We start from the raw sequence: 14,594 nt of genomic DNA, 5'->3' as shown, positions 1-14,594 counted from the left end.
GATATATATGTTAAATCGTAAAAAACAGCGTCTTGTTGCAGGTATTATCTGCGGTATCATCATATTTGCCATGTTAATTGGATTATTAGCCGGCATGTGATGATTACAGTGTAATACAAGTAAAAAAAAATCGCAAGTATTGTTAAAATTTTAGGTGAGGAGAGACAACATGAATAAAGCAAGAAAAGGTCCTGCCTTTTTAGTTATTTTTTTGATGCTGCTATTGATTGTGGCGTATATTTATGCGGCTTATCAGACGGTAAAGCCGGCGCGAGGTCTCATTTGCAATGGTGTATTCGTGGAAACCGTGAATGTGGGCGGTATGTCGGAAGATGAGGCAAGAACAGCTGTTGCGCAGTACCGGGATGAATATTTGCAGCGCACCGTGGAGGTGGATGTGAATGGAAAGACGGTCTCGGCAACGCTTGAACAGTTAGGCTACAACTGTGAAGTTGGTGATGTGATTGCGAAAGCAATGCAGGTTGGCAAGGACGGGAATCCGTTTACCAATTATGCAAAAATCCGGGAGATTGCTACAACTCCACTTGTATATAAACTGAAATATGATGCAAAAGAGAAAAAAATCCGCACCTTTGTTAATAAGAAGTGCAAAAAGAAATGTGCGAAAGCAAAAAATGCCAAAGTAAAACGGGAAAACGGTACGTTTGTTTACACCGATGCAAAAGAGGGTTCTACCATCGATGTTGACAGTACGGCGGCCCAGATTAAGAAGGCAGTGGAACAGGCAAAAAGCGGCGATGCCATACGTGTCAAAGCAGATGTTACGATTCAGGAACCGACGGTGACGAAAGATTTGGCGTCACGCTGTAAAGACAAAATCGGTTCTTTTCAGACGAATTTTAATGCCGGAAATGTAAGCCGTTCGAAAAATCTTTCCAATGCGGCAAGATTGATTAACGACCATGTTATTTACCCGGGAGAAACATTTTCCGTGCATGATACGATTTCTCCATTGACCGAGGAAAATGGATATTATGCGGCACCATCTTACAGTAATGGTGAAGTGGTAGATTCCATTGGCGGCGGTGTATGTCAGGTGTCAACAACACTTTATAACGCGGTGTTAAAGGCTGAATTGGAAGTCGTTGAGAGAAGCCCTCATTCGATGGTAGTCAGCTATGTAAAACCATCGATGGATGCGGCGATTGCCGGTGACTACAAAGATTTCAAATTTCGTAACGACACGGAGGTGCCGATTTATATTGAAGGCGGTGTGTATTCGGGAACCATTTATTTTAATATTTACGGGGAAGAAACCCGAAGTGATGACAGAGAGGTAACATTTGAGTCCGAGACGACCCAGACGATGCAGCCGGGGGCTGATAAAATCACATATGATAAGACGAAACCTGCTTCCTATACGAAAGTGACACAGGAGGCGCATGTTGGGTATAAGGCGGTGCTTTGGAAGATTGTCAAGGAAAATGGTAAAACGAAAAAGACACAGATAAATTCCAGTACCTATCAGGCGGTGCCGCGCTATGTAACCAAAGGGGCAGCAGAGGGTACACCTGCAGCATCGGCAAAACCACAGACAACAAAGAAAGCAACGAAAGAGCCGAAGGCAACGGCAAAACCAAAGAAGACAGCGAAACCAAAGGCAACGGTAAAACCGCAGGAAACAGCGGTGCCGGCAGCCGCAGAACCGACCACGGAGGCACAGTAGGGCTTTTCTTGTGGGGATAGGAGAGAACAATGGAAATAGGAAAAGTACCAGAAAACGTATTAAAGCGTTCAGTATTCAAAAAATTGACGGTGAAAAGACCGGAAGTTTTAGTTCATGCCGGTGTCGGTGAGGACTGTGCGGTATTGGCACCAACGGAGAATGCGCTTGTATTGTCGACGGATCCGATTACGGCGTCAGCAAAAGAGATTGGCACAATTGCATTTCATATTACGGCAAATGACATTGCAAGTTCCGGTGCGGAATTGGTAGGTATTTTACTTACAATTATTATGCCGCCAAATAGTGAAGAAGGCGAATTAAAGCAGATTATGGACGATGTGAGTCAATTAACTGCAGAATATGATGTGGAAATTCTAGGTGGACACACTGAGGTGTCGGCAGTTGTAAACCAGACACTTGTGTCGGTTACCGGCATTGGGCGAATTGCAAAGGATAAACTAGTTACGACCAAAGGATTAAAACCGGGACAGGATTTAGTTGTCACCAAATGGATTGGATTAGAGGGAACTTCCATTATTGCGACAGAATTTGAGAAAGAATTGAAAAAACGTCTACCGGTTTCGATTGTGGATGAATCTCAAAAATTCGCTTCGCTTTTAAGTGTCGTAAAGGACAGTCGTGTTGCGATGCAGGTTGGTGTTTCAGCCATGCACGATGTGACGGAGGGTGGAATTTTTGGGGCCCTTTGGGAGATGGCAGAAGCATCCGGTGTGGGCCTGTGTGTCGATTTGAAGAAAATACCGATTCGTCAGGAGACAATTGAAATTTGTGAATTTTTTAATTTGAATCCGTATCAGTTGATTTCCAGCGGCTCGATGCTTATTGGCACCGACCACGGAAGCCAGCTTGTGGATGCTCTTGCGAAAGAAGGTATTCATGCGGCGGTCATTGGCAAGGCAGTAGAGGGAAATGACCGTGTTATTTTCAATGATGGTGAAAAACGTTTTTTAGAGCCGCCTAAGGCGGATGAATTATACCGCGCGTTTGATTGACCGCAGAATTGGAGGATATGATGCAGGAAGAAATGCAGGAAAAAATCTTACGAAACATTGCGAAAAACGGAAAACTTTCGACGGAAGATTTAGCAGCTATGTTAGCGGCATCTCCGGAAGAAATTGAAAAAGAAATGAATGCGATGGAAGAGCAGGGAATTATCTGCGGCTATCCGACTTTGATTAACTGGGACAAGACCAGCTGTGAGCATGTGACAGCGCTGATTGAAGTTACGGTTGCACCGGAGCGCGGCCGCGGATTTGATAAGGTCGCGGAGCGCATTTACCAGTTTGATGAGGTAGAAAGCCTATATCTGATGAGTGGAAGCGGATTTGATTTGACCGTTATTATCGTTGGAAAAACAATGAAAGAGGTTGCGTGGTTTGTCGCGACGAAGCTGGCACCGATGGAATCGGTTATGAGTACGGCAACACATTTTGTTTTGAAAAAATATAAAGAACACGGACTTTCTCTCGTAGCAGAGGAACGAGGTGATGAAAGGCAGTTGATTACTCCATGAGAAACCCATTGTCTAAAATGGTAACGGAGATGGAACCATCCGGAATCCGCCGGTTTTTTGATGTGGCAAGCACGATGGATAATGTCATATCGCTTGGCGTAGGAGAGCCGGATTTTGATACACCGTGGCATATTCGCGAGGAGGGTATTTACTCGCTGGAAAAGGGGCGCACGTTTTATACATCCAATGCAGGGCTTTTGCCTCTGCGCAAAGAAGTATGCACTTATTTGAAACGCCGTTTCGCACTTTCATATGATTCGGATGAGGTGATTATTACGGTCGGCGGCAGTGAGGCAATTGATATTGCTTTCCGCACGATGCTTGATCCGGGGGACGAGGTTATCGTTCCGGAGCCTTGTTTTGTGTCTTATGTGCCATGTATTACGATGGCAGGGGGCGTGCCGGTAAGACTTGCATTAGAAGAAAAGGATGAATTTAAACTGACAAAACAGAAATTGTTGTCAGCGATAACGGATAAAACAAAGATGGTTGTTCTGCCATTTCCAAACAACCCGACCGGTGCGATTATGACGCACGAGGAATTACAGATTGTTGCGGATGTAATTAAGGAACACGATTTGTTTGTTCTGTCCGATGAAATTTATTCGGAATTAAGCTATCAGGGCAACCATGTGTCGATTGCGGCAATTCCTGGGATGAAGGAAAGAAGTGTTGTAATTAACGGATTTTCGAAATCCTATGCGATGACCGGGTGGCGTCTTGGTTATGCGGTCGGACCAAAAGAAATTATAAAACAGATGATAAAGGTACATCAATATCTTATTATGAGTGCACCGACAACGAGTCAGTATGCAGCGATTGAAGCATTGAGAAATGGCGATGAAGATGTGGCGAAAATGCGTGAGAGTTACGATGAAAGACGCCGCTTTTTAGTGAAAGAACTGCGTGAAATGGGCATGCCGTGTTTTGAGCCGATGGGCGCATTTTATGTATTCCCAAACATCAGCCGTTTTGGCATGACGAGCGAGGAGTTTGCTAAAACACTTCTCGAAAAAGAACACGTTGCGGTAGTGCCGGGGTCTGCATTTGGCACATGCGGGGAAGGTTTTCTGCGAATTTCCTATGCATATTCCATTGAAGACTTAAAGAAGGCACTGGTTAAAATTCAGAATTTTATAGACACTATTTCGTAATTATGCTATTATTGAGATAAGATTGTGCAGAGGAGAGAGAATATGGCTACTTTAAATGCGGAACATATCAATCCTTTTTTGATGGCGGCGAAAAAGGTATTGCAGGACATGTGCTTTGTCGATGTTGCAATACAAAAGCCGATACTGAAGGAAGCAAAATTTGACCATGATAATTGGGTCATTATTATCGGCGTAACCGGGGAAATGCGTGGACAGGTACTGATTGGAATGACAGAAGAAACTGCATGTGCGATTGCTTCTAAGATGTGTATGATGGAAGTAAAGACGATTGATGATTTCGCGTCCAGTGCAATTGGTGAGTTGGGAAACATGATTATGGGAAATGCGGCAATCGTATTCTCATCAAACGGTGTTGGAATTGATATTACACCGCCGACATTATCTCACGGTGAAGTAAGTTTTACGAATAATTTTGCTAAGACTTTGTGCGTGCCGATGGTATTTGCAGACGGCAGTGGAAGTATTGATTTGTTCCTTGCACTCAGACAGGAAGATTAATATGTTAAATATTGTATTATTGGAACCGGAAATCCCTGCGAATACCGGGAATATAGGAAGAACCTGCGTGGCAGCCGGTGCCAGACTTCATCTGATTGAGCCGATGGGCTTTCAGATTAATGAAAAGCAGGTCAAAAGAGCAGGACTTGATTACTGGGATAAATTGGATTACACAATTTATGACAGTTATCCGGATTTTTTAGAGAAAAATCCGGGCGCCAAAATTTACATGGCAACGACAAAAGCAAAGCATATTTACAGCGATGTTTCATTTGAAGAAGACTGCTATATTATGTTTGGCAAAGAAAGTGCCGGAATCCCGGAGGAGATTCTGGTGGAGAATGAGGAAACGACAATTCGGATTCCGATGTATGGCGAGATTCGTTCACTCAATCTTGGTAATTCTGTTGCAATTGTTTTGTACGAAGCACTCAGGCAGCAGGGCTTTCCGGAACTCAATCCGATGGGGCATCTTCATCATTCTCATTGGAAAGATGGCACGGTATAGGAAACTGCAAAGGGAACTTTTTGAAAAAGTTCTCTTTTTTTGCAACTTTTTCAAATGTTGAATCGTTATGTAGGTAGAAAGGGGAAAAAACAATGATAGATGTGGCAGCCAATCCATCGGACGCGGTGGAAAAAGCCCTGGACTTATTTGGCAATGATATATTGCGGTTAGCCTATTCCTACATGAAAAGCAGGGAGGATGCGGAAGATATTGTTCAGGAGGTGCTGATTCGCCTTATGCAGTCAGCAGGAGTATTTGAAGATGAGAGTCATGAAAAAGCGTGGCTTCTAAAGGTAGCGTCGAATTTGTGCAAGGACAAGTTAAAATCGGCGTCCAGACAGAGGGAGGTGGCAATACCGGAAGGGTACGATGTGGCAGATGAGAAGCAGGAGCAAAAAGAAGAAAGCGATATTTTGCAAATCATATCACAATTGCCCGAAAAGTACCGGAGTGCCATCCATTTGTATTATTACGAAGAGTACTCCGTTAAGGAAATTGCAGAGATATTAGAGAAGAAAGAGACTACGATACGGTCTCTTTTGAAACGCGGGCGGGAGAAACTAGCGAGGATGCTTCCTCAGCAGATGAAAGGAGATGATGGTCATGCAGCAGGAATATAAAGAAGCAATGGAAAAAATTTCCCTTAGTGACAGCGATAAAAAGCGAATACTTGCCAATGTGAAAAAAGCCTGTGAAGAGTCGGAAGAAAAAGTGATTTCGATGGACGAATTTAAGAAAAGACCACGTTTCTCCGCTCGTCAAAAAGGAATGGCGGCTGCCGTTGCGGTACTTGTTGTTGCCATTACTGCCGTTGTATCAAAAGGATTTTTTGGAGGCAAATTAAAGAAACAGCCAAAGCAGGGTGAAATTGTAGCAAGCAGTGATGAAGAAGAGTGGCAGGAATTAGATTCCATTGAGGCAATTGCTAAAGAGACGGACTGCCGCACGTATAAACTTGGTAATGTTTCCAAATCATATCGTGTAAAAAAGGTTGAAGTCAAGAAAAAAGCAAAGCACGTAAAAATAACGTATCGGAATAAAAAGAAAAAAGACAAGATTCTCTTTGAGTACAAAGAGGAAGAAAATGCACCGGATGTAATTAGTCAGTTTACGGAGAAAAATGAACTGAAGAAGGAGACGGTGGATGATTCGGAAGTAACCATGTATGGTGATGAAAAATGTGATGCTATGACATGGCAGAAGGAATCCTGCACATTTGCTGTGAAGATGAGTACGGCGTGCAGTACCGATAAAGCAAAGAAAATTGTTTCGGGAACCAAAGAGGAAAACAAACCGGACAAAGATACCGATGCTAAGGTGAAAAAGGATGAAAAGCATATCGCAAGCAATGCGGTTGGCTGGAGTGGTAAGGAAAGCGAGTCCGATGATAAGGAGCGCAGACGTGTGCTCCGCAAGATTTATGATATGTACGGATTCCGCGTGACTGTTGAGGATCCGGCAAGAAAAGTGATTTACAAGGTAGTGGATGATTTTGAATCATTTAGTTTCCATTATGATGAACTTTCGGAGTTGGAAAATCAGCGGATTGTCGGATATGCCGGAGTTGATGGCTGTCCATCCGGTGTACTCGATGGCTTTGAAAAAATGCAGGACATTGAAGTGAATGGATTAACCATAACGTGGTATCAGAATAAGAAGGATGAATCCTTATTCTACTTTGTGAAACGCAAGGTTGCCATATCCCTTTTGATTAAAGACTGGTCCGGTGAAAATACGGAAAATATGCTCAGCGGACTCATTAGTGTAATCCGTATTTCCCTGGATGCTGCCCATGATGACAAGGGAGATAATAGTAGCTCGGATTCGGAAAATAATAGCGACAAGAATACAGATAATAATGACGCAGAGCCAACCGACAATGCTGACAACACAAGCAACAATGAAAGTGTAGAGGCATATCGTCAGGCAGCGCAGGATATTCAGTATGCGGTGGCAGACGGAAGTTTGAAAAAACTTTCTTCCTATATCCGCTTCCCATTAAGTATTAAAGGACTTGGTGTGACGGTTTCCAGTGCAAAAGAGTTTCAGGCATTGGATTCGTCAAAGATTTTCACCGGTGAATGGGTAGATGCGGTAGTATCGTATGATACCGGTAAGATTAAGAGCAGTACAAAATCCTTTACAATGGGAGATGGCAGCCGCAAACTTGTGTGCCAGATAAAAAATGACTCCGTTGTAATAACGGAGCTTCATGTAAACAGTGATGAGGTGCAGCCGGATACTGAGCCGACTGACTCCCCATCCGAGGAATAATCCCCTTTTATTATGCTTTTGGTAAAGTAAATACAAATTCAGAACCAACGCCTACAGTGCTGACAACGTCAATTGTCTGCTTGTGGGCGTTTATGATTTCCCGGCAGATGGCAAGCCCCAGTCCGGAGCCTAATTTGTCTTTGCCACGGGATAAATCGGTTTTGTAAAAACGGTCCCAAATCAGATTTAGGTCCTCACGCGGAATCCCGATGCCGGAATCCTTTATCGAAATAAAAACTTTTTCCCCTTTAGTAAAGGTATGCAGGCAGATTTCCGATTCTTCGTGGCTGAACTTAATTGCGTTATCACAGAGATTTCTAAGAACCTGTAAAATCTTTTGCTTATCGGCGTAAACGAGAAGTTCTTCCGGCTCACAGAGATTGTAAGTGAAGGTGATTTGCTTATTGGAAGCTGTTCCTTCCAGGCTTTCGCAGGTCATTTTGACTGCTTTGTGAATGTCGAATGATTCCTGCTCAAGCATAATATTGTCGCGGTCGTAGTTGTTCATATCAATTAAATTTGACGTTAATTTTGTCAGCCGTTCGGTTTCATACAAAATAATATCTAAATATTTTTCCTGATTATCCGCCGGAATCACGCCATCTTTCATCGCCTGAACATAACCCTGAATACTTGTTAAAGGGGAGCGGAAATCGTGCGAAATGTTGGAAATAAATTTTCGCTGGTACTCATCAAATTTACTGAGTTCTGCTCCGATAACATTCAGTGTTTTTGCCAATTCGCCGTATTCGTCTTGAGATTTAATGAGAATCGGCGGATTTTCGTGGTTAATCGAGAATTGGCTGGCACCTTTACGCAGTTTGTGCAAAGGGCGTACATTGAAAACGTAAATGAGCAGGAACACAAAACCGACAATTGCCATAATCAGATAGAAAAAGGTTGTTAATATATTGGTGTAATATATGGCACGATTGTTGATAAACTGGTTCGGCTGTGCGAGAACAAGGTAGCCGTTTAAGTAGGCACTCTGTTCCATTGGCAGAATGACACAGGTTGAATTCTCGGACAAGAGACCGCTGAGTGTCGTGTCTTTAATCACGTCTTCATGAAGGAAAGAGGAACTTCCCTGATAGATATTATACGTTTTCTCGGTGTCTGTGTTGAGAATTACATCGCCATCGCTGCACACAATTAAGATTTCTGCTTCAGCGGCTTCGGACGCCATTTTCAACTGGTCCCGTAACGATAAAATGGTCGTTTTTGTATAGCGCTGTTCATTGATGTGCGAGCCAAGCAGCGTGATTCCGACACTGCGGAGATTACTAATGCTTTCGGACTCAACACGCTCCGAAATATAGTCGCGTCCAACGGTTGTTATCAGGTAAAAAGTGATGGCAAACAGGACGAGATAAAATGCTAATAACTTTCGACCGAGGGTCGTCTTTAAGTATTTTTTCATACGAAGTCTCCTATGCGTTTACTTCAAATTTGTAGCCAATGCCCCATACAGTTGTAAGAGACCATGCCGGGTTCTCGGTTAATTTCTCGCGGATTCGTTTGATATGAACATCCACGGTTCGGGTTTCGCCAATGTATTCATACCCCCAGATTTGGTCTAAAAGTTGCTCTCTTGTAAATACTTGATTCGGGTGAGAAGCAAGGAAGTATAACAGTTCCAGTTCTTTTGGCGGCATTTCGATTGTTTTTTCGTGGTCTGTTACGGAATAGTTTGCAAGGCTGATAACAAGGCCATCGTAAGTTACGACATCTTTTGGGGTATCTTTGGCAGCGGAAGCCACTCTTGCCTGCTGGTTGTCGAACCGGCGTAAAACGGCCTTCACGCGAGCTACAACTTCTTTTGGTTCAAACGGTTTGATGATGTAGTCATCCGCGCCAAGCTCAAGTCCTAATACTTTATCGAAAGTTTCTCCCTTAGCAGACAGCATAATAACCGGTGTCGTATACTGCTTGCGAATCTCGCGCAGTACGTCATAGCCGTCAATACCGGGCAGCATGATGTCGAGTAAAATTAAGTCCGGCTGAAAACTTTGGTGCTTTTCCAAAGCGGTTTCGCCATCTTCTGCAATTTCACATTGAAAACATTCTTTTGTTAAATACAGTGCGATTAACTCTGCAATATTGGCATCGTCATCGACGATTAAAATTTTTCTTTTTTCCATAAATGATTCCTCTTTCTTCTGTTTGGATTTATGTGTCTTTTATCACTTAAATTCAACTACGGTTACACCATATCCGCCTTCCCCGTATTCTCCCATGCGGTAACTTTTGACGTACTTGCTTTTTTTGCAGTGGTTTTGGACAGCGTTTCGCAGGGCACCGGTGCCGACTCCGTGGATGATGGTTACCTGATGGAGTTTGGCAAGGTAGGCGTCATCTAAATATTTGTCAAGCAGAAAAAGGGCTTCGTCCACCGTTTTTCCGATTAAATTGATTTCCGGTGAAATAGTCATAGCCTTTGCCATTTTCATGTTTCTTGCATGGGTAATGGATGCTTCTTTTTTGGCAGCTTTGGTTTCCTGCTCCAAAAGTTCTAGGTCGCTTACGGAAACTTCCGAGCGCAAAATGCCCATTTGGACAAAACATTTTCCTTTGCTGTTTGGAAGCGTGCTCACGGTTCCTTTAATACCCATCGAATGAACCATAACAATGTCACCAATCTGCAATTTGTCCGGTGCTTTCTTTGGTGCCTTTTTGGTTCCCTCTATCGTCAGTTCGCTTTCAGTTTCGTTGAGCGCTTTGCGCAGGTTTGCACGCTCTTTTTCCATTTCTTTTGTCATGCCGGAACCTTTCATCCACTTGTTGTACTTGCGGATGGATTCGTCGGCAGTGTCCTTTGCCTTCTGGATAATCTCGTGGGCCTCTTCGTTTGCGCGGCGTAAAATTTTATCCTTGGCGGCATCAATCCGCTCGTTTTTCGCTTTCATTTTATCACGGAAATGCTCTGCTTCTTCGCGGATTTTTTTCGCTTTCTCACGCTCTTTTTCAGCGGCGGTTCTGGCATCCTCAAGACCTGTGACAACATCTTCAAAACTGCGGCTGTCGGAGTCGACAAGTTTGCCTGCTTCATCAATAATTTCTTTTGGAAGTCCTAATTTTCCAGATATTGCAAACGCATTACTTTTTCCCGGAACGCCGACTAACAGCCGGTAAGTCGGCTGCAAAGATTCTACGTCAAATTCACATGAGGCGTTTTCAACACCATCGGTGGACAGGGCATAAATTTTTAATTCGCTGTAGTGCGTCGTAGCCATAGCGGTTACATTTCGGTTATGCAGATTATCTAAAATCGCAATCGCGAGTGCGGCACCTTCCGTTGGGTCGGTTCCGGCGCCAAGCTCATCAAAGAGTGCCAGTGTCTTTTTGTTTGCGCGTTTCAAAATATAAACGGTGTTTACCATGTGGGAGGAGAATGTACTCAGACTCTGCTCAATACTCTGCTCATCGCCGATATCGGCGTAAACTTCTTCGTATACGCGCAGATGCGAGTGGTCATATGCCGGAATATGCAGACCGGCCTGTCCCATCAGAGTAAATAATCCAACCGTTTTTAACGATACTGTTTTACCACCGGTATTTGGTCCGGTGATAATCAGTAAATCATAAGTTTTTCCGAGTGTGACATCAATCGGTACGACTTTATCTTTTGGAATCAGCGGGTGACGTCCCTTTTTAATATGGATGTAATCCTGGTCAAAAAGTGGTTCGCTTCCCTGCATTTTTTTAGAAAGTTTTGCCTTTGCAAAGATAAAGTCAAGTTCCGCAAGCAGCAACACATTTCGCTGTAAATCTTCGGCGTAAGGCGCTGCAAGAGCGCTTAACAACGCCAGTATTTTTTCAATTTCTTCCTGCTCTTTCATACCCAGTTCCGCCAACTCATTGTTTAACTGCACAATTGCCATCGGCTCAATGAAAAAGGTCGAGCCGGTCGAACTCTGGTCATGAATCATACCCGGAAAAGTAGATTTATATTCCTGCTTAACCGGCAGACAATACCTGCCGTTTCGCATGGTTACGATGTTGTCACGCAGCATGGAGCCGGATAGATTCATAGTTGCCGTCAATTGCTCGCGCACTTTATCGTTCGTGGTTTTCATGGCACGGCGAATTCGTCTCAATTCGGAACTCGCATCATCTGCCATTTCTTCCGGGCTCAAAATGCAGCGGTTGATTTCCAGACGCAAATCCGGCAAATCCATAAGTGCACAAAAGCGTCCGGAAAGTGCATCTTTCAAATCTTCAAACTTGGCATCATAAGCGATGGCATCTTTGGCAATCTCCAAACACCGGGCGATGTCAAGAAGTTCACCCATGCCGAGCACGCCGCCTTTTTCCAGCGGCACCAGACTTGGACGAATATCCGTTAGCCCGTGAAATGGCAGCCGTCCCTGTTTTAAAAGACGCATGAGTGCGTGCGAAGTTTCAGTCTGCCAGCTAATGATTTCCTCCCGCTTTGAAGAAGGCAGAAGGTGGCGTATGCTTTCCTTGGCAAGCGGTGTGTCTGCCTCCTCAAGAAGCATGTCAATAATTTTATAATATTCAAGTGTTTGTAATACTTTTTTATTCACAATAAAAACTCCCTTCGTGTAGTGAAGCAGGGGCTGTGTGGTTTGCTTTCCTGCATTGCTATTGTACAATATTTGGTTTCTGTTTGTAAAGGGAGCGTTGCGTTTTTAGTTCCGTAAATTACTAGGAAAAGTGGTGGCTCTAGTGGGCGTTTTCACTCGTTGAGTGCGTAGCGGTATGGATGCCTATGCTAACGCATGTACAGGCATCTCATACCGACGCACTCAAAACCCACTAGAGCCACCACTTTTTCTGGTAATTTACTGGAATCCTAAAAACTTGGCAACGGTTCTGATGGATGAAGGGGAGTTTGTTTTGGGGATTGGTTTGCGGTGTGTGCGTTTGGGCGAGGCGACGTGGCTTTATGGGGGCTAGGCAACTCTTTTTCTGTGATTAGCGTTATAGGGTTGCATTTTGATGCGTTTTTGCCCTGAAATTCGACCTTATCAAGGAAAATTACGAGGTAAATGCAACGTTTTCCGCAAATTTTTGCCTTAATGGTTGTTTTTGCTGAAAAAGCATGCAACTCTTTTTGTGCTTTTCGAGGGAAACGGTTGTTTATGGGGGGAGGGGCAGTGACTTGGGTTAAGTGTTTGCTGCGGATTTCATTTGGATTGCAGTAATTTAGGAGAAAAACTTTGTGACGAGTGGGTTTTGAGTGCGTCGGTATGTGGCACTGGTAGTTTCAGTGCCCATACTGCTACGCACTCAATTAACGAGAGTGCCCACGAGACGCAAAGCTTTTCTCCTAAATCACGGAACCCAAATAACCCCCAAAACTCCATCTTGAATAATTCCACCAGTTGTTTTACAATAGAGTCATGAATACACAAACACGAAGAAAAATGATTGCAAGTTTCATATTTGTCATTCTCGTATGCGGCGTCCTTTTTGATCATGTGCCTGACCGCACAGTCATTTCGCAGGGTTGTTCGAATACGATTTCTTCGGATGCGCGGATTGATGGCTCCGGGATTAAATATGCCATCCGCGGCGAGCGTTTTTCAGAGCAGACGCCAATTGTCTGTCTGCTTCGCAGCACTGCAAGAAATACCGGATATTTATCGAGAACACCGCTTGTTTTAACCGGTTTTGGTTCTCTTATATTTCTCGCTGTATTAACAGCACTCTTATTACATCTCTATGCGAAAGGACACGACACAGGCAGCCGCCTGCGCATTTTACGATGGCTCTTTCGGACGGACGGAAAAAAACGCACCTTCCATATTGGATAATTGAATAAAGATGGTTTGTTCTTTTGCTGTAAATCTGCTATTTTGTCATGTCATGTCTTTGATTTTTGGCAAAAGGACGGGCTTGTTATGTCGAAAATTAAATATGGAGGAAAATGATTATGTTGGGAACAATTTTTTTGAATGTAGTTATTTTTATCGGAGGCGCTTGTGGTGTACTTAGTTGTTTATACATGGTATTGTCGCTGATTGCTGTCCTGTTTTACAAGTTTTTCAGACGAATCCGTTTTGGAATTTCATTGTTTGATTAACTGAACTTGGTGAAAAACACCTTGCTTGTTCCCTCCTTTTCTATTATTATGGTATCAGGGTCGAAAAGTTAGCAATCCGGATAACATAAGTTATATGTTCTTAGAGTCAAAAGAGCTGAAGTTAAGGAGGGAACATTTTTGAAAAAATGGATGCAATTTGTGGGGGTGCCTTTTTTAGTGGCAGGAATTTTTGGAATGATAATAGGACCAAATGTAAACGTGTCCGCCGACGAGCCAACGGCGGCTTCGGGTTCTGGCGTGACAATTGAAACACCGGCAGAAACTCCGCTTGGTGCGGCGATCATCATGGCGACGAAAAAAGCGTCTTCGTTAAAACAGGTTACAATTACATGGACGCAGAGCGGAGAGGCACAGGGTGCCGTCATTTTTAGAAAAAGCGAGAAAAGTGATTTTGCAGAAATTGCGCGGATTTCGGATGGTACGCCGGGAAATAAAACGTATGTGGACAAGTCGGTGAAAGCAGGAAAAACTTACATTTATCAGGTCTGCGTGTTCCGTACACGTGCGGATGGTACGACACAGGTGCAGACAGAGGCAAAAACGGCATCGGTAAAATTGGTGCCGGGGAAAATTAAAGGGCTTAAGGCGAAAAAAAGAGGAAGAAAAATTGTGGTAACCTGGAAGAAAACAAAAAGTGTTTCCGGTTATCAGGTTTATACGAAAGTGTTTGTAAAAGGTATTAAGACAAAGTACAGCAGAGCGAAAACGCAAAAAGGGCGCAGCTACAAGCGCGGCATGCTTGTTCACGGCATGAAATACGGCTTTATGGTGCGTGCTTATAAAAAGATAAATGGCAAAAAAATCTACGGACCATTTACGGCTGTGAAAAAAAGATACTAATATGAAAT

The 14,594-nt window shown here is 43.6% G+C and carries 14 protein-coding genes; 11 read left to right on the top strand and 3 right to left on the bottom strand.

The features are described 5' to 3' along the window. Positions 1-169: 169 nt before the first annotated feature. From DW019_RS10205 to DW019_RS10170, 8 genes are all read left to right on the top strand, one after another. Positions 170-1,687, top strand: coding sequence for a VanW family protein (locus DW019_RS10205; RefSeq protein ID WP_118443289.1), 1,518 nt, complete (start codon positions 170-172; stop codon positions 1,685-1,687). A gap of 29 nt (positions 1,688-1,716) precedes the next feature. Further along, entirely contained in the window at positions 1,717-2,700 is a 984-nt protein-coding gene (locus tag DW019_RS10200; RefSeq protein ID WP_118443288.1) for an AIR synthase family protein, read from the top strand. Positions 2,701-2,732: 32 nt separating this feature from the next. Then, positions 2,733-3,221 carry an Lrp/AsnC family transcriptional regulator gene (locus DW019_RS10195; protein ID WP_118443307.1) on the top strand — a complete coding sequence of 163 codons (489 nt, stop codon included), beginning with the start codon at positions 2,733-2,735 and terminating at the stop codon, positions 3,219-3,221. Then, on the top strand, positions 3,218-4,375 hold the full coding sequence (locus DW019_RS10190; RefSeq protein ID WP_118443287.1) for an aminotransferase class I/II-fold pyridoxal phosphate-dependent enzyme: 1,158 nt from the start codon (positions 3,218-3,220) through the stop codon (positions 4,373-4,375). Before DW019_RS10195 ends, DW019_RS10190 begins: the two co-directional genes overlap by 4 nt. Positions 4,376-4,417: 42 nt before the next feature. Continuing rightward, on the top strand, positions 4,418-4,894 hold the full coding sequence (locus tag DW019_RS10185; protein ID WP_022377000.1) for a chemotaxis protein CheX: 477 nt from the start codon (positions 4,418-4,420) through the stop codon (positions 4,892-4,894). 1 nt (position 4,895) lies between these two features. Beyond that, positions 4,896-5,402 carry a tRNA (cytidine(34)-2'-O)-methyltransferase gene (locus DW019_RS10180; RefSeq protein WP_118443286.1) on the top strand — a complete coding sequence of 169 codons (507 nt, stop codon included), beginning with the start codon at positions 4,896-4,898 and terminating at the stop codon, positions 5,400-5,402. Between the two features lie 92 nt (positions 5,403-5,494). Then, positions 5,495-6,022, top strand: a complete 528-nt coding sequence (locus DW019_RS10175) for a sigma-70 family RNA polymerase sigma factor (RefSeq protein ID WP_117478467.1) — start codon at positions 5,495-5,497, stop codon at positions 6,020-6,022. Further along, a complete protein-coding gene (locus tag DW019_RS10170) occupies positions 6,006-7,676 on the top strand; it encodes a hypothetical protein (protein ID WP_118443285.1) in 1,671 nt (556 codons plus the stop codon). Before DW019_RS10175 ends, DW019_RS10170 begins: the two co-directional genes overlap by 17 nt. 10 nt (positions 7,677-7,686) lie before the next feature. On the opposite strand, the gene DW019_RS10165 is transcribed toward DW019_RS10170, so the two are convergent. The 3 genes from DW019_RS10165 to DW019_RS10155 are packed head-to-tail and all read right to left on the bottom strand — an operon-like array spanning position 7,687 to position 12,223. Further along, positions 7,687-9,096: a HAMP domain-containing sensor histidine kinase gene (locus DW019_RS10165; protein ID WP_117478465.1), complete on the bottom strand. Its 1,410-nt coding sequence runs from the start codon at positions 9,094-9,096 to the stop codon at positions 7,687-7,689. Between the two features lie 10 nt (positions 9,097-9,106). Then, the gene (locus DW019_RS10160; RefSeq protein ID WP_118443284.1) at positions 9,107-9,817 is read right to left on the bottom strand and encodes a response regulator transcription factor; all 711 of its coding nucleotides are present in this window, start codon (positions 9,815-9,817) and stop codon (positions 9,107-9,109) included. Positions 9,818-9,859: 42 nt separating this feature from the next. Continuing rightward, the gene (locus tag DW019_RS10155) at positions 9,860-12,223 is read right to left on the bottom strand and encodes an endonuclease MutS2 (protein ID WP_118443283.1); all 2,364 of its coding nucleotides are present in this window, start codon (positions 12,221-12,223) and stop codon (positions 9,860-9,862) included. An 843-nt stretch (positions 12,224-13,066) separates the two neighbouring features. Between DW019_RS10155 and DW019_RS10150 the strand changes: the two genes are divergently transcribed. The 3 genes from DW019_RS10150 to DW019_RS10145 all read left to right on the top strand — a co-directional run bounded on the left by DW019_RS10150 (position 13,067) and on the right by DW019_RS10145 (position 14,586). Continuing rightward, the gene (locus tag DW019_RS10150; RefSeq protein WP_118443282.1) at positions 13,067-13,456 is read left to right on the top strand and encodes a hypothetical protein; all 390 of its coding nucleotides are present in this window, start codon (positions 13,067-13,069) and stop codon (positions 13,454-13,456) included. Between the two features lie 119 nt (positions 13,457-13,575). Next, positions 13,576-13,725, top strand: coding sequence for a hypothetical protein (locus DW019_RS15080; RefSeq protein ID WP_181974953.1), 150 nt, complete (start codon positions 13,576-13,578; stop codon positions 13,723-13,725). 138 nt (positions 13,726-13,863) lie between these two features. Beyond that, positions 13,864-14,586, top strand: coding sequence for a hypothetical protein (locus DW019_RS10145; protein ID WP_118443281.1), 723 nt, complete (start codon positions 13,864-13,866; stop codon positions 14,584-14,586). The last annotated feature ends 8 nt before the right edge of the window (positions 14,587-14,594 follow it).

This window comes from Clostridium sp. AF37-5, assembly GCF_003477605.1.
Taxonomy (GTDB): Bacteria; Bacillota; Clostridia; order Lachnospirales; family Lachnospiraceae; genus Eubacterium_F.
Note: the sequence above shows the minus strand (reverse complement) of the source record. Positions and strands in the feature narration are given on the sequence as shown.

Bases quoted from the DNA above. Each gene is read 5' to 3' on its own strand.
- DW019_RS10205 (WP_118443289.1), top strand. From the start codon at position 170: ATGAATAAAGCAAGAAAAGGTCCTGCCTTTTTAGTTATTTTTTTGATG.
- DW019_RS10200 (WP_118443288.1), top strand. From the start codon at position 1,717: ATGGAAATAGGAAAAGTACCAGAAAACGTATTAAAGCGTTCAGTATTC.
- DW019_RS10195 (WP_118443307.1), top strand. From the start codon at position 2,733: ATGCAGGAAAAAATCTTACGAAACATTGCGAAAAACGGAAAACTTTCG.
- DW019_RS10190 (WP_118443287.1), top strand. From the start codon at position 3,218: ATGAGAAACCCATTGTCTAAAATGGTAACGGAGATGGAACCATCCGGA.
- DW019_RS10185 (WP_022377000.1), top strand. From the start codon at position 4,418: ATGGCTACTTTAAATGCGGAACATATCAATCCTTTTTTGATGGCGGCG.
- DW019_RS10180 (WP_118443286.1), top strand. From the start codon at position 4,896: ATGTTAAATATTGTATTATTGGAACCGGAAATCCCTGCGAATACCGGG.
- DW019_RS10175 (WP_117478467.1), top strand. From the start codon at position 5,495: ATGATAGATGTGGCAGCCAATCCATCGGACGCGGTGGAAAAAGCCCTG.
- DW019_RS10170 (WP_118443285.1), top strand. From the start codon at position 6,006: ATGCAGCAGGAATATAAAGAAGCAATGGAAAAAATTTCCCTTAGTGAC.
- DW019_RS10165 (WP_117478465.1), bottom strand. From the start codon at position 9,096: ATGAAAAAATACTTAAAGACGACCCTCGGTCGAAAGTTATTAGCATTT.
- DW019_RS10160 (WP_118443284.1), bottom strand. From the start codon at position 9,817: ATGGAAAAAAGAAAAATTTTAATCGTCGATGACGATGCCAATATTGCA.
- DW019_RS10150 (WP_118443282.1), top strand. From the start codon at position 13,067: ATGATTGCAAGTTTCATATTTGTCATTCTCGTATGCGGCGTCCTTTTT.
- DW019_RS15080 (WP_181974953.1), top strand. From the start codon at position 13,576: ATGTTGGGAACAATTTTTTTGAATGTAGTTATTTTTATCGGAGGCGCT.